General features: G+C 71.5%; 18 protein-coding genes. 11 read left to right on the top strand and 7 right to left on the bottom strand.

The genetic code is table 11. From position 1 onward, the window contains the following. Positions 1 to 122 precede the first annotated feature (122 nt). Complete coding sequence (locus tag ABZ862_RS35400; RefSeq protein WP_360967687.1) at positions 123 to 734, top strand: TetR/AcrR family transcriptional regulator; 612 nt, start codon at positions 123 to 125, stop codon at positions 732 to 734. A gap of 124 nt (positions 735 to 858) precedes the next feature. Here ABZ862_RS35400 and ABZ862_RS35395 read toward each other — a convergent pair whose 3' ends face one another. The 4 genes from ABZ862_RS35395 to ABZ862_RS35380 form a co-directional block, all read right to left on the bottom strand. After that, on the bottom strand, positions 859 to 1,182 hold the full coding sequence (locus tag ABZ862_RS35395; RefSeq protein ID WP_360967685.1) for a multidrug efflux SMR transporter: 324 nt from the start codon (positions 1,180 to 1,182) through the stop codon (positions 859 to 861). Between the two features lie 77 nt (positions 1,183 to 1,259). Next, positions 1,260 to 2,270 carry a ribosome small subunit-dependent GTPase A gene (gene rsgA, locus ABZ862_RS35390; protein ID WP_360967683.1) on the bottom strand — a complete coding sequence of 337 codons (1,011 nt, stop codon included), beginning with the start codon at positions 2,268 to 2,270 and terminating at the stop codon, positions 1,260 to 1,262. Between the two features lie 17 nt (positions 2,271 to 2,287). Continuing rightward, a complete protein-coding gene (gene aroA / locus ABZ862_RS35385) occupies positions 2,288 to 3,604 on the bottom strand; it encodes a 3-phosphoshikimate 1-carboxyvinyltransferase (RefSeq protein ID WP_360967680.1) in 1,317 nt (438 codons plus the stop codon). Positions 3,605 to 3,811: 207 nt separating this feature from the next. Then, the gene (locus tag ABZ862_RS35380) at positions 3,812 to 4,534 is read right to left on the bottom strand and encodes a M50 family metallopeptidase (RefSeq protein ID WP_360967677.1); all 723 of its coding nucleotides are present in this window, start codon (positions 4,532 to 4,534) and stop codon (positions 3,812 to 3,814) included. A 50-nt stretch (positions 4,535 to 4,584) separates the two neighbouring features. Between ABZ862_RS35380 and ABZ862_RS35375 the strand changes: the two genes are divergently transcribed. From ABZ862_RS35375 to def, 6 genes are all read left to right on the top strand, one after another. After that, a complete protein-coding gene (locus ABZ862_RS35375) occupies positions 4,585 to 5,400 on the top strand; it encodes an SOS response-associated peptidase (RefSeq protein WP_360967674.1) in 816 nt (271 codons plus the stop codon). A 73-nt stretch (positions 5,401 to 5,473) separates the two neighbouring features. After that, on the top strand, positions 5,474 to 6,103 hold the full coding sequence (locus ABZ862_RS35370) for an alpha/beta family hydrolase (RefSeq protein WP_360967784.1): 630 nt from the start codon (positions 5,474 to 5,476) through the stop codon (positions 6,101 to 6,103). Between the two features lie 258 nt (positions 6,104 to 6,361). Next, positions 6,362 to 7,078: a sigma-70 family RNA polymerase sigma factor gene (locus tag ABZ862_RS35365; RefSeq protein WP_360967672.1), complete on the top strand. Its 717-nt coding sequence runs from the start codon at positions 6,362 to 6,364 to the stop codon at positions 7,076 to 7,078. Beyond that, on the top strand, positions 7,075 to 7,386 hold the full coding sequence (rsrA, locus tag ABZ862_RS35360) for a mycothiol system anti-sigma-R factor (protein WP_360967669.1): 312 nt from the start codon (positions 7,075 to 7,077) through the stop codon (positions 7,384 to 7,386). The genes ABZ862_RS35365 and rsrA overlap by 4 nt, the downstream gene beginning before the upstream one ends. A 446-nt stretch (positions 7,387 to 7,832) precedes the next feature. Beyond that, the gene (locus ABZ862_RS35355; RefSeq protein ID WP_360967667.1) at positions 7,833 to 8,813 is read left to right on the top strand and encodes a hypothetical protein; all 981 of its coding nucleotides are present in this window, start codon (positions 7,833 to 7,835) and stop codon (positions 8,811 to 8,813) included. 86 nt (positions 8,814 to 8,899) lie between these two features. Next, complete coding sequence (def, locus tag ABZ862_RS35350) at positions 8,900 to 9,550, top strand: peptide deformylase (RefSeq protein ID WP_360967664.1); 651 nt, start codon at positions 8,900 to 8,902, stop codon at positions 9,548 to 9,550. Between the two features lie 138 nt (positions 9,551 to 9,688). Here def and mctP read toward each other — a convergent pair whose 3' ends face one another. The 3 genes from mctP to ABZ862_RS35335 form a co-directional block, all read right to left on the bottom strand. Next, a complete protein-coding gene (gene mctP / locus ABZ862_RS35345; RefSeq protein WP_360967662.1) occupies positions 9,689 to 11,317 on the bottom strand; it encodes a monocarboxylate uptake permease MctP in 1,629 nt (542 codons plus the stop codon). Then, positions 11,314 to 11,610: a DUF3311 domain-containing protein gene (locus ABZ862_RS35340; RefSeq protein ID WP_360967659.1), complete on the bottom strand. Its 297-nt coding sequence runs from the start codon at positions 11,608 to 11,610 to the stop codon at positions 11,314 to 11,316. Before ABZ862_RS35340 ends, mctP begins: the two co-directional genes overlap by 4 nt. Positions 11,611 to 11,777: 167 nt before the next feature. Beyond that, positions 11,778 to 12,542 carry a GntR family transcriptional regulator gene (locus tag ABZ862_RS35335; protein ID WP_360967656.1) on the bottom strand — a complete coding sequence of 255 codons (765 nt, stop codon included), beginning with the start codon at positions 12,540 to 12,542 and terminating at the stop codon, positions 11,778 to 11,780. A gap of 409 nt (positions 12,543 to 12,951) precedes the next feature. Between ABZ862_RS35335 and ABZ862_RS35330 the strand changes: the two genes are divergently transcribed. From ABZ862_RS35330 to ABZ862_RS35315, 4 genes are all read left to right on the top strand, one after another. After that, positions 12,952 to 14,235: an extracellular solute-binding protein gene (locus tag ABZ862_RS35330; protein ID WP_360967653.1), complete on the top strand. Its 1,284-nt coding sequence runs from the start codon at positions 12,952 to 12,954 to the stop codon at positions 14,233 to 14,235. Between the two features lie 226 nt (positions 14,236 to 14,461). Beyond that, positions 14,462 to 15,448 carry a sugar ABC transporter permease gene (locus ABZ862_RS35325; protein WP_360967650.1) on the top strand — a complete coding sequence of 329 codons (987 nt, stop codon included), beginning with the start codon at positions 14,462 to 14,464 and terminating at the stop codon, positions 15,446 to 15,448. Beyond that, positions 15,445 to 16,356, top strand: coding sequence for a carbohydrate ABC transporter permease (locus ABZ862_RS35320; protein ID WP_360967647.1), 912 nt, complete (start codon positions 15,445 to 15,447; stop codon positions 16,354 to 16,356). The genes ABZ862_RS35325 and ABZ862_RS35320 overlap by 4 nt, the downstream gene beginning before the upstream one ends. Before the next feature lie 10 nt (positions 16,357 to 16,366). Then, the gene (locus ABZ862_RS35315; RefSeq protein ID WP_360967644.1) at positions 16,367 to 17,875 is read left to right on the top strand and encodes a glycoside hydrolase family 3 protein; all 1,509 of its coding nucleotides are present in this window, start codon (positions 16,367 to 16,369) and stop codon (positions 17,873 to 17,875) included. The last annotated feature ends 229 nt before the right edge of the window (positions 17,876 to 18,104 follow it).

The following is an 18,104-nucleotide window of genomic DNA, read 5'->3' as shown; positions in this document are numbered from 1 at the left end:
CGGGTGTTTGGTGATGTGGGCAGTGCCCAATGGCACCCCCGGCAGGGACTTCTCCGGCCCTTGACAGTGCATGTGTGCCCGTCAAGTCTGGGCGCAGAGCCGCTCGCCACTGGGAGGCGAAGATGCCTGCAGCGCGGGAATCCCTGCTGGACGCCGCGTACTCGGCGCTGGCGCGCCGGCCGTGGTCCGCCATCCGGATGGTGGACGTCGCCGCGGTCGCCGGAGTGTCCCGGCAGACCCTCTACAACGAGTTCGGGAGCAAGGAGGGACTCGCCCGGGCGCTGGTGCGCAGGGAGGCGGACGCCTATCTCGCCGGCGTCGAACGCGCCCTCGCGCTGCCCGGCGGCGCGCCCGAGCGGCTCGCCGCCGTCGCCGAGTGGACGGCGTCGGCCGCGCGGGGCAACGCGCTGGTACGCGCCATGCTCACCGGATGCTGGAGCGAGCGGCTGCCCGCGCCGACGCTCTCCGCGGTGCCGTCCTCCTCGGCCGTACCGGCGCAGCGCAGGGCCGACGGCCCGCTCCCGTCACCCGCCGACCTCGTGGCGGCCGTACGGGACCGTGCCGTCGCGGTGCTGACGGGACCCGGTGCGTTCAGGGCGGACACCGCCGAGCTGGCCCGCTCCTGCGAGCTCGGCGTCCGGCTGGCACTGTCCTGTGTGGCGGCGCCGCCCGCGGAGGGCCGGATAGCGGAGCTGATCCGCGACGCCCTGTACCGCAGACAGCCGGTCGGCTGACCTCCGCCGGACCGTCCGGAACGACACCGTGCTCGACGGCCCGGCCCGGAGGCCGCCGGCCCTCTTGCAGGACCGCGGAAAACAGGACGGGGCGGGTCCGCCGTGGTGTCCGGCGGGGGCGGGCTCAGTGGGACGAGCCCGACAGTTGCAGCCCGATCACCCCGACGATCACCAGACTGATCGACACGATCTTCAGTGTCGAGACCAGGTCGCCGAGAAAGGCCATGCCGTAGATCGCGGTGCCCGCGGCCCCGATACCCGTCCACACCGCGTACGCCGGACCCACGTCGAGTTTCCGCAGGGAGAGGGTCAGCAGGCCGAAGCTGCCCAGGGCGAAGGAGCAGAAGGCGATCGTGGGCCACAGCCGGGTGAACCCGTGGGACAGCTTCAGACACACGGCGAAGCCGGTCTCCAACAGACCGGCCACGATGACCAGCAGCCACGCCATGTGCTGTCCCCTCCACGTGTGCGGGTCGGTGCGATGATGCACTTACCGGACTCGACACCTCACAAACACCGCGAGGGTCAGTCGCCGTCCGTATGCTCCCGTGTCGACAGCAGCCGGCGCAGGGAATAGAGCCGCGCCGCGTCGGCGTGGCCGTCGGCGACCCAGGCGTCCAGAGCGCAGTCCTGCTCGTCGTGGCTGCAGGCGCGCGGGCAGCCCTCGGTGCCGGGCTCCAGGTCGGGAAACGCGTGGATCACCCGGGACGGGTCGATGTGCGCGAGGCCGAAGGACCGTACCCCCGGCGTGTCGATGACCCAGCCGGCCGCGCCGTCGAGCGGCAGCGCCAGCGCCGACGTGGTGGTGTGCCGGCCGCGGCCCGTGACCGCGTTGACATGCCCGGTCGTGCGCCGCCTGTCCTCCGGCACCAGCGCGTTGACCAGGGTCGTCTTACCGACGCCGGAGTGCCCCACGAACGCCGTGATCTTGCCGTCGAGATGCTCGCGCACCCGGTCCGCCGCGTCGCCGTTCTCCAGTTCCGCGCGGCTGGTGACGACGTAGGGGATGTCGAGGTCGCCGTAGAGCCCGAGAAGCTCGTCGGGCGGGGACAGATCGGACTTGGTGAGGACGAGGAGCGGGTCCAGGCCACCGTCGTAGGCCGCGACCAGGCAGCGGTCGATCAGACGCGGGCGGGGTTCCGGATCGGCGAGGGCGGTGACGATGGCGAGCTGGTCGGCGTTGGCGACGACCACCCGCTCGTACGGGTCGTCGTCGTCCGCGGTGCGCCGCAGCAGCGAACTGCGCCGCTCGATCCGGACGATGCGCGCCAGGGTGTCCTTCTCGCCGGACAGATCGCCCACCAGGGCGACCTGGTCGCCGACGACGGCGGCCTTGCGGCCCAGCTCGCGGGCCTTCATCGCGACGACGACCCGGTCGTCGACCAGGCAGGTCAGCCGGCCCCGGTCGACGGTGAGCACCATGCCTCCGGCCGCGTCCTCGTGCTTGGGCCGGATGGTGGTGCGCGGCCGGTTGCCCCTGCGGTTGGGGCGGCTGCGGATGTCGTCCTCGTCGGTGTGCTTGCCGTAGCGGCGCATGACAGCTGTCCCGTGTCCTAGGCCCCGAGCATCCCGGTCCACAGGTCCGGGAAGTCCGGCAGGGTCTTGGCCGTCGTCGCCACGTTCTCGATCCGCACGCCCTCGACCGCGAGGCCGATGATCGCACCGGCAGTCGCCATACGGTGGTCCTCATAGGTGTGGAAGGTGCCGCCGTGCAGTGTGCGCGGGCGGATGTGCAGGCCGTCGGCGGTCTCGGTGACGTCGCCGCCCAGCTCGTTGATCTCCTTGGTGAGCGCGGCCAGCCGGTCCGTCTCGTGCAGCCGCAGATGCGCCACGCCCCGCAGTGTCGAGGGCGAGTCGGCGAGCGCGGCCACCGCCGCGATGCCCGGCGTCAGCTCGCCGACGTCCCCGAGGTCCACATCGATACCGTGGAGGGCACCCGAACCGGTGAACTCCAGACCGTAGTCGGTCAGTTCGCAGGAACCACCCATCTCGGTGAAGATCTCACGCAGCCGGTCGCCCGGCTGGGTCGTCCGCGCCGGCCAGTCCGGGACGACCACCCGGCCCCCGGTCACCAGCGCCGCCGCCAGGAACGGCTGCGCGTTCGACAGGTCCGGCTCGATCGTCAGGTCCCGGCCCAGCAGCGCGCCCGGAGTGACCCGCCAGACGTTCGGCTCGCCGCCCGACTCCGGCGTGTCCACCTGGGCGCCGACCGCGCGCAGCATGTCCACCGTCATCCGGATGTGCGGCATGGACGGCAGCGTGGCGCCGGTGTTGCGGACCTCGACACCCTGGTTGAAGCGCGGCCCGGACAGCAGCAGCGCGGACACGAACTGCGAGGAGGACGAGGCGTCGACCGACACCGGACCGCCCTCCAGGGCACCCCCGCCGTGCACCGTCAGGGGCAGCGCGCCGCGCCCGTCGTCGTCGATCCGCGCGCCGAGCGTGCGCAGCGCCTCGATCACCCCGTGCAGGGGGCGCTCGTACGACCTCGGGTCGCCGTCGAAGCGGACGGGGCCGTCGGCCAGGGCGGCCACCGGAGGCAGGAAGCGCATCACCGTGCCCGCGTTGCCCACGTCGATCGTGGCGGGGCCGCGCAGGCCGCCGGGGAACACCCGCCACGCCTCGCCGGAGCCGTCCGGACCGACCCCCTCCTCGATCTCGACCCCCATCGCGCGCAGCGCGCCCGCCATCAGCAGCGTGTCGCGGGAACGCAGCGGGCGGCGCAGCCAGCCGGACTCGGAGGCGAGGGCGGCCAGCACCAGGGCACGGTTGGTGACCGACTTGGACCCGGGCACGTGGACCGTCGCGTCGACGGCTCCGCTCGCGTGCGGGGCGGGCCAGAGGGCGGTGGGCGCGGGGTTAGCGGTCATGGGCCCCACTTTAATGGCTGCCGACAACCGGAGATCTTGATCGAAGACGGTGAAACAGCGGCGAAATCAGGGCGTGGTAGACGCCGGCGCGGACAAACGGAGTATGCCGCTCGTCTATGCGGTGTGCGTTTCCGCTCCGCTCCCCCTACGTCCGTGCGCCGCGTTCGCCCGTGTCCGTGCGCGGCGTTCGCCCACGTGCGCGGGGCGTCACACCTGCAACAGCCACCGCCCGCCGCCGATCAGCGCGCACAGCGACACCGCGTGGAACAGGAACAGCCACAGTCCCGCGGGCACGTGCGTGAGCCGGGACAGCTGGTCGGCGTCGGAGTCCCCGGCGCCGCCGCGCCGCCGCTTCGCCTGCAGCTCGAAGGCCGGGCGCACCCCGCCGATCAGCAGGAACCACACCACCGTGTACGCGAACGCCGCCTGCACCTGGGGACCGGCGAGCCAGGACACCAGCAGGAAGGCGCCGCCGGTGACGATCACGGTCAGCGCGCCGTAGGCGTTGCGGATCATCACCAGCATGGCGATCAGCAGCGCCGTCGCCAGCCACAGCAGCAGGGTGACGCGCCCGGCGGCCAGCAGCGCGGCGCCGCCCAGGCCGAGCAGCGGGGGAGCGGTGTAGCCGGCGGCCGCCGTGAGGATCATGCCGACGCCGTGCGGCTTGCCCCGGCTGACGGTGAGGCCGCTGGTGTCGGAGTGCAGGCGTATCCCGGTCAGCCGGCGGCCGGTGAGCAGCGCGACCAGGCCGTGGCCGCCCTCGTGCGCGATGGTGATGGCGTTGCGGGAGACCCGCCACACCGGGTGAGGGAGGATCACGGCGAATGCGGCGGCGAGCGTGGCGAGCACCACCCACAGCCGGGGGTCGGGCTGGGTGCCGGTGAGACGGTCCCAGAGGTCGGGCAGCGCGGTGACGGGCGTGCTGGCCATGTTCGCTGGTTGCTCCCTCTGGTGGTACGGAGTCTGGCAGTGTTGCACGTATGTGCGGACGGTATGCGGTCAGTCGTAGGCCCGAGGATCTCGCGGGAATCTTTGAGATCCAGAAGTGGGATCCACAGGAAACCCTGGAACCCGACTACAACGTGGCCCCCACCAAGGAGGTCTACGCAGTCCTCGACCGCCCTCTGAAGGACGCCGCCGATCCGCGCGCGGTTCGTCAGCTGCGCACACTGCGGTGGGGTCTGGTGCCCTCCTGGTCGAAGACCCCGGAGGGCGGCGCCCGGATGATCAACGCCCGCGCGGAGACGGTCTCCGAGAAGCCGTCGTACCGCAGGGCCTTCGCCGCCCGGCGCTGCATCGTGCCCGCCGACGGCTACTACGAGTGGGTCACCGGCAGCCAGGAACGGGATCTGGAGGTCGAGGGGAAGAAGAAGCGGCCCCGCAAGCAGCCCTACTTCGTGCTGCCCGCCGACGGGTCGGTGTTCGCGATGGCCGGTCTCTACGAGTTCTGGCGCGACCGCACCCTGCCCGACGAGCATCCGCGGGCCTGGTGGGTGACCTGCACGGTGATCACCACGGAGGCCGAGACCACCCCGCTCGCCGTCGCCCCCGCCGAGGGCCCGCGCTCGCTCGCCGAGATCCACCCCCGGATGCCCCTGATGCTCACCCCGGACCGCTGGGACGCCTGGCTGGACCCGGCCCGCACCGACCCCGACGAACTGCGCGGCCTGCTCGCCCCGCCGCCGCCCGGCCTGATGCGCGCCTACCCCGTCTCCACGGCCGTCAGCAACGTCCGCAACAACGGCCCGGAGCTGCTGACGGAGCTGGAGGCACCCGAAGAGGGCACACTCTTCTGACGTGACCCCAGAGACCCGCGAGACCCGTGAGACCGGCGTGACCACAGAGACCGACGTGATCCGCGAGACCGGCGTGACCCCAGAGACCCGCGAGACCGACGCCGGCACCGCTCGCATCACCTGGCACCGCGCGAAGCAGGCCCGGCTCGTGCTGGCGATGAGCCATGGCGCGGGCGGCGGCATCGGGGCGCGGGACCTCCAGGCGCTGGCCCGGGTGCTGCCCGGGCACGGGGTGAGCGTCGCTCTGGTGGAGCAGCCCTGGCGGGTCGCCGGGAAGAAGATCGCCCCGGCTCCGAAGACCCTGGACACCGGCTGGCGCGGGATCTGGCCCGCGCTGGCGGCGCCCGGCCTGCCGGTGGTCTCCGGCGGGCGCAGCGCCGGCGCGCGGGTCGCCTGCCGTACGGCGGCGGAACTGGGCGCCGTCGCGGTCCTCGCCCTCGGCTTCCCGCTGCATCCGCCGGGCAGGCCCGAGAAGTCGCGGGCGGAGGAGCTGCTGGGCACCGGGGTGCCCACGCTCGTCGTCCAGGGTGCGAACGACCCGTTCGGGCGGCCGGCGGAGTTCCCCGAGGGGCCGTACGAGCTGATCGAGGTGCCGTACGCCGATCACGGCCTCGCCGTCCCCGGACGTGCGGACCTCACCCAGGAACGGGCGCTGGAGATCGTCACCGACGGTGTCACCCGGTGGGCCGCGTCACTCGGGTGACACCCGGGAATGCCCGGGACGGGGCCGCTGTTGAGGCGGACAGAAGTGCTGGGGGACACCAGCACGGACGTCGTGGGAGAGGGAGTCCGCCGCATGGGTTCGACGATCTGTCCGAGCCGCACGCCCCGCACCGGGCTGGACTGGACGGTGCTGCACGCGGCCGGGACCACTCCGATTCGGGCGGCGGCGGACTCGGGTCGTGTTCTATCCTCCGAAACGAGTGGGACCGGCTTCGGTCCTGCCCGGAACGTTGAGGAGGTGGGTCCGGTCACCGGTACCGACGCAGGGACCGACAACGGCCAGGCGGAGCAGCCCGAGGGCCAGGGCATGAACGCGGACACGACGGCGACCGGAAGCGACCGGTCCGCCGAGTCGAGCGTGGAGCGCAGCGCGCGCTTCGAGCGGGACGCGCTCGAATACCTCGACCAGATGTACTCGGCCGCGCTGCGCATGACGCGGAACCCGGCCGACGCCGAGGACCTGGTGCAGGAGACCTACGCCAAGGCGTACGCGTCCTTCCACCAGTTCCGCGAGGGCACCAACCTGAAGGCATGGCTGTACCGGATCCTCACCAACACCTTCATCAACTCCTACCGCAAGAAGCAGCGCGAGCCCCAGCGCAGCGCGGCGGAGGAGATCGAGGACTGGCAGCTGGCACGTGCCGAGTCGCACATGTCGACCGGTCTGCGCTCCGCCGAGTCGCAGGCGCTCGACCACCTGCCCGACTCGGACGTGAAGGAAGCGCTTCAGGCGATCCCCGAGGAGTTCCGCATCGCCGTCTATCTCGCGGACGTCGAGGGCTTTGCGTACAAGGAGATCGCGGACATCATGGGGACACCCATCGGCACGGTGATGTCCCGGCTGCACCGGGGCCGCCGTCAACTGCGCGGCATGCTGGAGGACTACGCGCGTGAGCGCGGTCTCGTCCCGGCCGGTGCCGCCGAGTCGGACGAAGCGAAAGGCTCGGGCTCATGAGCTGCGGAGATCCGCACGAGACGGACTGCAGTGAGGTGCTGGACCACCTCTACGAGTTCCTCGACCGCGAGATGCCTGAGATGGACCGCACCAAGTTCCAGCAGCACTTCGAGGAATGCTCCCCGTGCCTCGAGAAGTACGGGCTCGAACAGGCAGTGAAGAAGCTGGTCAAACGCTGCTGCGGGCATGACGACGTGCCGACCGACCTGCGCGCCAAGGTGATGGGGCGGCTCGACCTGATCCGCTCCGGGCAGTCGGTGCCCGAGCACGACGTGGCCGGCGCGCCGCAGGAGTCACGGAACTCCTGAACCGGCGGAGACCGGCCCCGCCGGACCGTACCCCCTGTCCCGCGCCCACGCGGCACCCCCGCACGGTGCGGGCCCGGTCCGGTCTCCGCACACGGCGCCGGACCGGTCCCGTACGCCGGGCGCGAACGCCGTGACCGCCCCTGGACGCACCGGCGCACGCCGCCACCGCCTCGTACCGCCCCGCGTCCGCCGCCTCACCCCGTCCCGCCGGCCTTCACCCCGTCCCGTCCCGTCGGCCTCCGTCATGTCCGGCGGCTCGCGCCGGGCGTGCCCGCGCCGTGGGCCCGGACCCGGTGCCGGAGCCGGAACGGGGCTGTCTTACCCTGCCCCCGACTGGGTAACCCATGGGTAATGAGCGCCCCTCAAGCTGTACGTGGTTGGATGCGAGGGAGTGGGTGCACGGGGGCACCGGCCGGCTCACTCCACGGAACTGGCAGGCGGGAATCGTGAGGATCTTCGGCAAGGGACGGAACCGGCCCTCCGCCTCATGGCGGCAGGCCACCGATCGCGCGTTCACGCTGATCGGTGACGGCCGGTACGAGGACGCGGGCGCGCTGCTGACACGGGCCGCCGATCTCGAGCCCTGGCTGTCCGAGTCCTGGTTCAACCTCGCCCTCCTGCACAAGTTCCGGCACGACTGGGAGCAGGCCAGGGCCGCGGGTCTGCGCGCGGTGGCGCTGCTGGACCGGGAGTCCGGCGCGCCGGACTGGTGGAACGTCGGCATCGCCGCCACCGCCCTGCAGGACTGGCCGCTGGCCCGGCGCGCCTGGCAGGCGTACGGCCTCCAGGTGCCCGGCGGCGGTGCGGCCACCGGCGAGCCCGCCGGGATGGAACTGGGCAGCGCGGCCGTACGGCTGTCGCCGGAGGGCGAGGCCGAGGTGGTGTGGGGGCGGCGGCTCGATCCGGCCCGGATGGAGGTGCTGTCGATCCCGCTGCCGTCGTCGGGACGCCGCTGGGGCGAGGTCGTCCTGCACGACGGGGTGCCGCACGGCGAACGCACCACGTCCGCCGGGCACGCCTACCCGGTGTTCGACGAGATCGAGCTGTGGGCCCCCTCGCCCGTCCCGACCTGGGTGGTCCTGCTGGAGGCGGCCACCGAGGCCGACCGGGACGCGCTGGAGCAGCTCGCCGCCGACGCCGGGTTCGCGGCGGAGGACTGGTCGTCGTCCGTGCGGCTGCTGTGCCGGATGTGCTCCGAGTCGCGGATGCCGTCCGACGAGGGCGACGGCGTGCACCTGGATCCCCACGACCACAGTGAGCCGGGGCACCCGGGGCCGCTCGGTCACCGCACCGACGGCCAGCTGTGGGTGCCGGAGCGCGAGTGCGGGGTCGCCGCACCGGCCTCGCTGGTACGGGGACTGCTGGACGGCTGGGTCGCGGACAGCCCGGACTCCCGGGACTGGCGGGATCTGGAAGAGGTCTGCTGACCGCGCCTTTAGGCTGTACCCGCAAAACACCCGCGGGAGCTGTACCCGCGGCATCTCCCGGACTTGCAGGAAGGCGTACGTCGGTCATGGCGCAGCAGGACACCGATCAGCAGCACGCGGGCGTGCTCCCCGTGGACGACGAGGGCTTCGTCGTCGACACCGGGGACGCCGAGGAGCGCGAGACCGCCTGGCGTGAGCGCGGCACCTCCCGGCCGATCACCGTGGTCGGCAACCCGGTGCTGCACAAGGAGTGCAAGGACGTCACCGAGTTCGGCGCGGAACTCGACCAGCTGGTCGCGGACATGTTCGCCAGCCAGCGCACCGCCGAGGGCGTGGGCCTGGCCGCCAACCAGATCGGCGTCGACCTGAAGGTCTTCGTCTACGACTGCCAGGACGACCAGGGCGCCCGGCACGTCGGCGTGGTGTGCAACCCCAAGCTCGTCGACCTGCCCGCCGACCTGCGGCGTCTCGACGACAGCAACGAGGGCTGCCTGTCCGTGCCGACCGCGTACGCGCCGCTCGCCCGCCCCGACTACGCCGAGGTGACCGGGCAGGACGAGAAGGGCAACCCGGTCAAGGTGCGCGGCACCGGCTACTTCGCCCGGTGCCTCCAGCACGAGACCGACCACCTGTACGGATACCTGTACATCGACCGGCTCTCGAAGCGGGAGCGCAAGGACGCGCTGCGTCAGATGGCCGAGAACGAGCCCCGCTACGCCGTGGTCCCCAACGACTGACCCCGCCGGGGATCCGGCGCGCGGCGGGCGGCCCGCCCGCCGGCACGCCCATGCGCCTGTACGCACGCCCGTACGCCCGCGGGCCGCCGGATGATTCCTCCCGGCGGCCCGCGGACGAGCGTCGCACCAGACTCTGGCTCAGTGGCTCGCTCCCGCCGTCGCCGCCGGGAGTTCCACCCGTACGCCCGGGTCGCCCGCGTCGGCCGTGTAGTCGGAGGGACGCGTCTCGTCGATGCCCTCCGGGGCCTTCAGGGCCTTGAGGACGACGGTGAGGACCACCGTGACCGCGGCGTTCAGGACGAACGCCGTCAGGCCGATGTAGCCGATCTCCCCGATGCCCGGGACCTCCTTCGCCGAGCCGCCGAAGTGCGCCTGCGTCGGCGAGGCCACGCCGTACGCGGCGACGGTGCCGTAGACCATGCCGACCGCCCAGCCGACCAGCAGCGCCCAGCGGTGGAACCAGCGGGTGAACAGGCCGCCGACCAGGGCCGGGAAGGTCTGCAGGATCCAGATGCCGCCCAGCAGCTGGAAGTTGATGGCGACCGTCTTGTCCATGGTGAGGACGAAGACCAGCGCGCCCACCTTCACCAGCAGCGACACGATCTTGGAGACGCGGGTCTCCTGGGCGGGGGTGGCGTCCGGCTTGATGAAGTCCTTGTAGATGTTGCGGGTGAAGAGGTTCGCCGCCGCGATGGACATGATCGCCGCCGGGACGAGCGCGCCGATGCCGATGGCCGCGAACGCCACCCCCGCGAACCAGGCCGGGAACATGTCCTCGAACAGCTGGGGGATCGCCAGCTGGCCGTTGGTGACCTTGACCCCGGCGGCGACGGCCATGAAGCCGAGCAGCGCCAGCAGCCCCAGCATCAGGGAGTACAGCGGCAGGATCGTGGTGTTGCGGCGGATCACGTCACGGCTCTTCGAGGACAGCGTCGCGGTGATCGAGTGGGGATACATGAACAGCGCGAGCGCCGAGCCCAGTGCCAGCGTGGCGTACGTCCACTGGCCCGCCTCGGCCGGTGCGAGCGCGCCGCGTGGTTTGCCGGTGGCCGGGTTGACCTGGGCGAACGCCTGGCCGGCCTTGGCGAAGACGTCGTCGAAGCCGCCGAGCCGGATCGGGATGTAGATGATCGCCACCGCGATCACGACGTAGATCAGCCCGTCCTTCACGAACGCGATCAGCGCCGGTGCCCGCAGCCCCGAGGAGTACGTGTAGGCGGCCAGCACGCCGAAGGCGATCAGCAGCGGCAGGTCCTTCACGAACGAGTTCGAGCCCGACCCGCCGCCGACGCCCATCACGTCCAGCACGGCCTGGATGCCGACGAGCTGGAGCGCGATGTACGGCATCGTCGCGAGGATGCCGGTCAGCGCCACCGCCAGCGACAGGCCCTTGGAGCCGAACCGGCCGCGCACGAAGTCCGAGGTGGTCACATAGCCGTGCCGGTGCGACACCGACCACAGCCGGGGCAGGAAGGTGAAGATCAGCGGGTAGACCAGGATGGTGTACGGCACCGCGAAGAAGCCCGCCGCGCCCGCCGCGTAGACCGCCGCGGGGACGGCGACGAAGGTGTACGCCGTGTAGAGGTCACCGCCGAGCAGGAACCAGGTGATCCAGGTGCCGAACGACCGTCCGCCCAGGCCCCATTCGTCGAGCGAATGCTCGTTGTCCGCGCGGCGCCAGCGCGCCGCGAGGAAGCCCAGCACCGTGACGGCGAGGAAGAAGAAGACGAAGACACCGAGCGCGACGCCGTTCACGCCGTCCTTCACTCCGACACACCTCCCTCTCCGGAAGAGGAGGCGGTGACGGTGACGCCGTGGCGCGCGCGGGCGCGCCGGTCACGCTCCCAGAGCCGGTACGCGGTCATGGTGAGCGCCGTGGAGATCAGCACCCAGGCCATCTGGTACCAGTAGAAGAACGGGATCCCGATGAACGCCGGGTCGGTCTTCGCGTAGGAGCCGACCCACAGCATCGCCGCGAAGGGCGCGAGCAGGCAGACGGCGACGGCGACCCGTAACGGCGTCACCGGGGGTGGTGCGGACACTTCCGTGGCGTCTGACATGTGGTGACTCCGTCCCCTCGCGCGCGCGGCAACCCGTGGTAATGCGCAGGCAATGTAGGGGACGGTGTCGGCGAACCGGAAGACGTCGTCCGGATATCGCTGCGCAAAATCGCAACGAGCGAACGCGGCCCGAGGTGACGTCAGCCGTCGTCCCGGCTTCCGGCCGGTCAGTCCTGGGGCCGCTTGAGGCGTGCCACGAACTTGTACCGGTCGCCCCGGTACACCGACCGGACCCACTCCACCGGCTGCCCCTCCCGGTCCAGGGAGTGCCGGGAGAGCAGCAGCATCGGCAGCCCCACGTCGGTGCCGAGCAGCCCCGCCTCACGAGGGGTGGCCAGCGAGGTCTCGATGATCTCCTCGGCCTCCGCGAGATGGACGCCGTAGACCTCGGCGAGGGCGGTGTACAGGGAGGTGTACTTCACCAGTGAACGGCGCAGCGCGGGGAAGCGCTTGGCGGACAGATGCGTGGTCTCTATGGCCATCGGCTCGCCGTTCGCCATCCGGAGCCGCTCGATGCGCAGGACGCGCCCGCCGGCCGTGATGTCGAGCAGCTCGGCGAGCCGGTGATCGGCGGTGATGTAGCCGATGTCCAGCAGCTGGGAGGTCGGTTCCAGTCCCTGGGCGCGCATGTCCTCCGTGTAAGAGGTGAGTTGCAGCGCCTGTGAGACCTTGGGCTTGGCCACGAAGGTGCCCTTGCCCTGGATGCGCTCCAGCCGGCCCTCGACGACCAGTTCCTGCAGGGCCTGCCGCACGGTGGTGCGCGAGGTGTCGAACTCCGCCGCCAGGGTGCGCTCGGGAGGGACGGGCGTGCCGGGGGACAGCGTCTCCGTCATCTCGAGCAGGTGCTTCTTCAGTCGGTAGTACTTGGGCACACGCGCGGTGCGGACGGCCGCCCCACCCTCGTTCTCCGCACTGCTGACGTCGGTGCTCATCCTCTGCCTTCCGGCTCCGGGTGCCGCCGCTGCCGGCCCCCTGCCGGCCGCGGTGGCCCACATCGTGGCACGGCTGCGAGCGGGACGCTCCCGCTCCCCCGTGATCCCTTCTGTATACCGTTGCACCGCTTGATGGTCTAGTCCATCTCACCCCAGTGGTCCAGTCGGGTGTCTCGTCAGTGGTCTACCCGTTTTCGCTGGGTTCCTACTTAAAGGTCCTTTCATATGTAGGTCCCGTAACGGAGTCTGCGAAGCCGGTGAACACCCTTGACAGGCCTATTGGTCTGGGCCAGGCTCCCCGTGCTGGTCTACACCATTGGTCCAGTTCCCGGCTCCACGGGCGGTACGGCGTCGACGCTCTCACCGCGGGGGAGGCAGGGGGGTTGGTGGCATCCCTGAGGAGGATGGCGTGAAGCGCAAGCTGGTAGCAGCGATCGGTATCGCGGGCATGATGGTCTCCATCGCGGCGTGCGGGGGCAACGACAGCAAGGACTCCGGCAAGAGCGGTGCCGACGCCAAGGAGCTGACGGTCTGGCTCACCGTCGACGCGCAGAACAACTGGCCCGAGCTGGTGAAGGCCGCCGACGCCGCGGTCGTCAAGAAGCACCCCGGCATCAAGATCAAGCACGAGTACTACGGCTGGCCCGACAAGAACACCAAGCTCGACGCCGTCCTCGCCACCGACAAGGCGCCCGACGTGGTCGAGATGGGCAACACCGAGATGCTCGGCTACATGGTCAACGGCGCCTTCGCGCCGGTGGACGCCGCGAAGTTCACCAACTCCGGCGCGTGGCTGGACGGCCTCAAGGCCTCCGTCACCTACCAGGGCAAGACCTACGGCGTCCCCTACTACGCCGGTGGCCGCGTCGGCAACTGGCGCAAGGACGTCTTCGCCGCCGCGGGCGTCAAGTCCACGCCGAAGACGTACAAGGAGCTGACCGCCGACCTCGACAAGGTCCAGAAGAAGGAGGGCGGCAAGTTCAGCGCCTGGTACCAGCCCACCCGTGACTGGTACGCGGGCATGTCCTTCGTCTACGACGCCGGCGGCGCCATCGCCAAGGAGGAGGGCGGCCAGTGGAAGGGCAGCCTCTCCTCGCCCGAGTCGCTCAAGGGCCTCACCGAGTTCAAGAACGTCGTCGACAAGTACATGCACGGCGACAAGACCAAGGACGAGTCCGACCGCTACATCGTCTACGGCCAGGGCAAGTCCGGCATGATCTTCGCCGCCGCGTGGGAGGGCGCCAGCGCCGCCGACCCGAAGGCCGACAAGACCGGCAAGCTCAAGGACAACCTCGAGAACTTCGTCATGCCCGGCCCGTCCGGCAAGAACATGCCGGTGTTCCTCGGCGGTTCGGACCTCGCGATCCCGACCCGCTCCGACGCGCAGGCGGTCGCCGCCGAGTGGATCGAGGCGTTCACCGGCCCCTCCGGCCAGAAGGGCCTGATCGCCAAGGGCAACCTGCCCAACAACAAGACCGATCTCGCGCCCCTGAAGAGCGACCCCGCCACGGCGGTCCCGGCGACCGCGGCCGAGTCCAGCTGGTTCGTCCCGATGGCGCCGGGCTGGGGCAAGGTCGAGAAGGCCCAGATCCTGCAGACCATGCTGCAGAACATCGGTACCGGCAAGAAGTCGGTCGAGGCCGCCGCCAAGGAGGCGGACGCCGCGATCGACAAGGTCATCAACAACAAGTGACCTGACCGCAGGGCCCCGTGAGGCCCCGGGCACCGCGCCCGGGGACGGGGCCCTGCGTCCCGTACGGCCCCGGACACCGTCGTGGGGCGGGACCCCGCGTCCCGTACGACCGCGCACGCGGGCCGCTTCCCCCGGCGCGCGCCGTCACCGCCCCGCCGCCCCGGCCGTACGGGACCGCCTTCTCTCCGTACGACGTACGACCCGAGGGACCGCTGAGGAGCGCCCGATGAGTGCCGCAGACACGACCACCCCCGCGAAGGTGCCGCCCCCGCGGCAGGCGCCCCCACCGGCAGCCGTCCCGGACCGGCCACGCAGAGCGCGGACGGGCGGTGCCGCGGTGCCCTGGCTGCTGCTCGCCCCGTGCCTGCTGGTCCTCGTCCTGGTCATGGGCTACCCCCTGGTCCGGCTGGTCACCCTGTCCTTCCAGGCCTTCGGCCAGCCCCAGCTGTGGGGCTTCAAACCCGCCGAGTGGGTGGGCTTCGACAACTTCTCCACGGTGCTCGGCGACAGCGAGTTCTGGACCGTCGTCGTCCGCACCATCGTCTTCGCGGCCGGCTGCGTCCTGCTCACCATGGTCGGCGGGATGGCGCTCGCGCTGCTGCTCCAGAAGGTCTCCGGCTGGCTGCGCACGCTGATCAACATCGTGCTGGTGGCCAGCTGGGGCATGCCGGTCATCGTGGCCACCACCGTCTTCAAGTGGCTGTTCGACTCGGACTACGGCGTCTTCAACGCCCTGCTCAGCAGGCTGCCCGGGGTCGACATGATCGGCCACAACTGGTTCGCCAGCGGTTCCCAGGGCCTGGCCGTGATCATGCTGCTGGTCGTGTGGGGCGCGGTGCCGTTCGTGGTCATCACCCTCAGCGCGGGCCTGACCCAGGTGCCCAAGGAACTGGAGGAGGCCGCGCGCCTCGACGGCGCGGGCGGCTGGGGCGTCTTCCGCCATGTCACCCTGCCGATCCTCAAGCCGGTCGTCGTGATGCTCACGACCCTCTCGGTGATCTGGGACATGGGTGTCTTCCCGCAGGTCTTCGTGATGCGCGGCGGACACCCCGAACCGGAGTTCCAGGTGCTCAACACCTACTCCTACGACCGCGCGTTCGTGGTCAACGACTATGCGCAGGGCTCGGCGATCGCCCTGATCACCGTGCTCCTGCTGCTGGGCGTGGTCGCGGTCTACATGCGCCAGATGCTGCAGATCGGAGAAGTCGAATGAGCGGCACCAGCGGCATGAGCGGCACGCTCTCCACGGCGCCCCAGGCGTCCGCCACCCCCGCCGCGCCGGCCTCCCCCGCCCGGGGCCCGCGCCGGTACCCGAAGCTCGGCTGGAACATCCTCGGCCTGCTCGTCTTCCTCACCGCCGGCTTCCCGCTCTACTGGATGCTCGACACGGCGTTCAAACCGGCCAAGGACGCCATCGACCCCGACCCGAGCCTGCTGCCCACGGCCGTCACGTTCGACAACTTCCGCCGGGCACTGGACATCGCCGACTTCTGGGGCCCCGTGGGCCGCAGCCTGATCGTCTCGGTGTCGGTCGTCGTCATCGGGGTCGTCGTCGGCACCCTCGCCGCGCTGGCCATCTCCCGCTTCGCCTTCCGCGGCCGCAAGGTCGTCATCGTGGGCATCCTGGCCGTCCAGATGGTCCCGCTGGTCGCGATGATCATCCCGGTCTTCCTGCTCCTCAACGACCTGCATCAGTACGACAAGCTGTCAGGTCTGGTCATCACCTATCTGACCTTCATCCTGCCCTTCACGGTCTGGACCCTGCGCGGCTTCATCGTCAACATCCCCAAGGAGCTGGAGGAGGCCGCGATGGTCGACGGCTGCTCCCGCACCGCCGCCTTCATCCGGGTCGTCTTTCCGCTCCTCGCCCCCGGCATGGTCGCCACCTCGGTCTACGCCTTCATCCAGGCCTGGAACGAGTACCTCTACGCCCTGATGCTGCTCAGCCAGGAACACCAGACCGCCACCGTGTGGCTCGGCAACTTCACCACCAAGCACGGCACCGAGTACGCCCCGATGATGGCCGGCGCCACCATGATGGCCGTGCCGATCGTGGTCCTCTTCCTCCTCGTCCAGCGCAAGATGGCCGCGGGTCTGACCGCCGGCGCCGTGAAGGGATGACGCCACCCCGATGACGACAAGCGCCAGCGGCACCACTGTGTCCCATCGCGGAGAGGACGGCCTGACGCGCGACGCCCTCACCGTCCTCCAGCCCGGCTTCACCGGCACCACCGCCCCCGACTGGCTGCTCCGCCGCCTCGGCGAGGGCCTCGCCTCCGTGGGCCTGTTCGGCCGCAACATCGCCTCACCGGACCAGGTGGCCGCGCTCACCGCCCGGCTGCGCGCCGAACGCGACGACGTCCTCGTCGCCGTCGACGAGGAGGGCGGCGACGTCACCCGCCTGGAGGTGCGCACCGGCTCCTCCTTCCCCGGCAACCACGCCCTGGGCGCCGTCGACGACGTGGAGCTCACCCGGGAGGTCGCCGCCGAACTGGGCCGCCGCCTCGCCGAGTGCGGCGTCAACCTCAACTGGGCCCCGTCGGCCGACGTGAACTCCAACCCGGCCAACCCGGTGATCGGCGTGCGCTCCTTCGGCGCCGACACCGGCCTGGTCGCCCGGCACACCGCCGCCTATGTCACCGGCCTCCAGTCGGCGGGCGTGGCCGCCTGCACCAAGCACTTCCCCGGACACGGCGACACCGCCGTCGACTCCCACCACGCGATGCCGCGCATCGACGCGGACGCCGCGCTGCTGGAGTCCCGCGAGCTGGCCCCGTTCCGTGCGGCGATCGCGGCCGGCACGCGGGCCGTGATGAGCGCGCACATCCTGGTCCCCGCCCTCGACCCGGACCGCCCCGCGACCCTCTCCCGCCCCGTCCTGACCGGCCTGCTGCGCGAACGCCTCGGCTACGACGGCCTGATCGTCACCGACGGCATGGAGATGCAGGCCATCGCGGCCACGTACGGCATCGAGCGGGGCAGCGTCCTGGCCGTCGCGGCGGGCGCGGACGCGATCTGCGTGGGCGGCGGGCTGGCGGACGACGACACGGTACGGCGGCTGCGCGACGCCCTGGTGACGGCGGTCCGGGCCGGCGAGCTCCCCGAGGAACGCCTCGCGCAGGCAGCCCGGCGGGTACGGTCCCTGGCGGCCTGGACGACGGAGCACCGGACACGTCGGACCCCCGCCCCCGCGCCGGACATCGGCCTGACGGCGGCCCGCAGGGCCCTGCGGATCACCGGCACCGCCGAGCCTCTCGCCGCACCCCCGTACGTGGCCGCGTTCACGCCGGTGGCGAACATCGCGGTGGGTGAGGAGACCCCGTGGGGCGTGGCCGCGGAACTCGCCCGGCTCCTGCCCGGCACGGAGACGGGCACCTTCACGGGTGACGGGGCCGGGCAGGCGGCGCTGTCGGCGGCGGGCGGGCGGCGCGTCGTGGCGGTGGTGCGGGACGAGCACCGGCACGGGTGGATGTCGGCGGCGCTGGACACGGTTCTGGCGTCCCGCCCGGACACGGTGATCGTGGAGATGGGAGTGCCCCAGGCCCCGCCGCGCGGTGCGTTGCACATCGCGACCCACGGGGCGGCGAGGGCCTGCGGCCGGGCGGCGGCGGAAGCCCTGACGGGCGGCCTGCCGGGGTAGGCGGGGCCGGGAGGGGTTTCGCCCCCGCCGCCCCTTCCCGTCCCGTTCCTGGGGGCTGTGCCCCCAGACCCCCCTTTCGGCCCTGGACGGGCCTTGTCCTCAATCGCCGGACGGGCTGAAAGTCAGCCCGTCCGGCGAGTGTGGCGCGGGGGGACGGGGGCCGCGCCCCCGGGGGCGGGACCGGGAGGGGGCGGGGGGGAGATCGGGCGAGCGTGGGGTAGGGGACGGG

Source organism: Streptomyces sp. NPDC047000 (assembly GCF_040644295.1).
Taxonomy (GTDB): domain Bacteria; phylum Actinomycetota; class Actinomycetes; order Streptomycetales; family Streptomycetaceae; genus Streptomyces.
Note: the sequence above shows the minus strand (reverse complement) of the source record. Positions and strands in the feature narration are given on the sequence as shown.

What these genes read in the sequence shown, in the direction of transcription:
- ABZ862_RS35400 (WP_360967687.1), top strand. Translation starts at nt 123, where the DNA reads ATGCCTGCAGCGCGGGAATCCCTGCTGGACGCCGCGTACTCGGCGCTG.
- ABZ862_RS35395 (WP_360967685.1), bottom strand. Translation starts at nt 1,182, where the DNA reads ATGGCGTGGCTGCTGGTCATCGTGGCCGGTCTGTTGGAGACCGGCTTC.
- rsgA (WP_360967683.1), bottom strand. Translation starts at nt 2,270, where the DNA reads ATGCGCCGCTACGGCAAGCACACCGACGAGGACGACATCCGCAGCCGC.
- aroA (WP_360967680.1), bottom strand. Translation starts at nt 3,604, where the DNA reads ATGACCGCTAACCCCGCGCCCACCGCCCTCTGGCCCGCCCCGCACGCG.
- ABZ862_RS35380 (WP_360967677.1), bottom strand. Translation starts at nt 4,534, where the DNA reads ATGGCCAGCACGCCCGTCACCGCGCTGCCCGACCTCTGGGACCGTCTC.
- ABZ862_RS35375 (WP_360967674.1), top strand. Translation starts at nt 4,585, where the DNA reads ATGTGCGGACGGTATGCGGTCAGTCGTAGGCCCGAGGATCTCGCGGGA.
- rsrA (WP_360967669.1), top strand. Translation starts at nt 7,075, where the DNA reads ATGAGCTGCGGAGATCCGCACGAGACGGACTGCAGTGAGGTGCTGGAC.
- def (WP_360967664.1), top strand. Translation starts at nt 8,900, where the DNA reads ATGGCGCAGCAGGACACCGATCAGCAGCACGCGGGCGTGCTCCCCGTG.
- ABZ862_RS35340 (WP_360967659.1), bottom strand. Translation starts at nt 11,610, where the DNA reads ATGTCAGACGCCACGGAAGTGTCCGCACCACCCCCGGTGACGCCGTTA.
- ABZ862_RS35335 (WP_360967656.1), bottom strand. Translation starts at nt 12,542, where the DNA reads ATGAGCACCGACGTCAGCAGTGCGGAGAACGAGGGTGGGGCGGCCGTC.
- ABZ862_RS35325 (WP_360967650.1), top strand. Translation starts at nt 14,462, where the DNA reads ATGAGTGCCGCAGACACGACCACCCCCGCGAAGGTGCCGCCCCCGCGG.
- ABZ862_RS35320 (WP_360967647.1), top strand. Translation starts at nt 15,445, where the DNA reads ATGAGCGGCACCAGCGGCATGAGCGGCACGCTCTCCACGGCGCCCCAG.
- ABZ862_RS35315 (WP_360967644.1), top strand. Translation starts at nt 16,367, where the DNA reads ATGACGACAAGCGCCAGCGGCACCACTGTGTCCCATCGCGGAGAGGAC.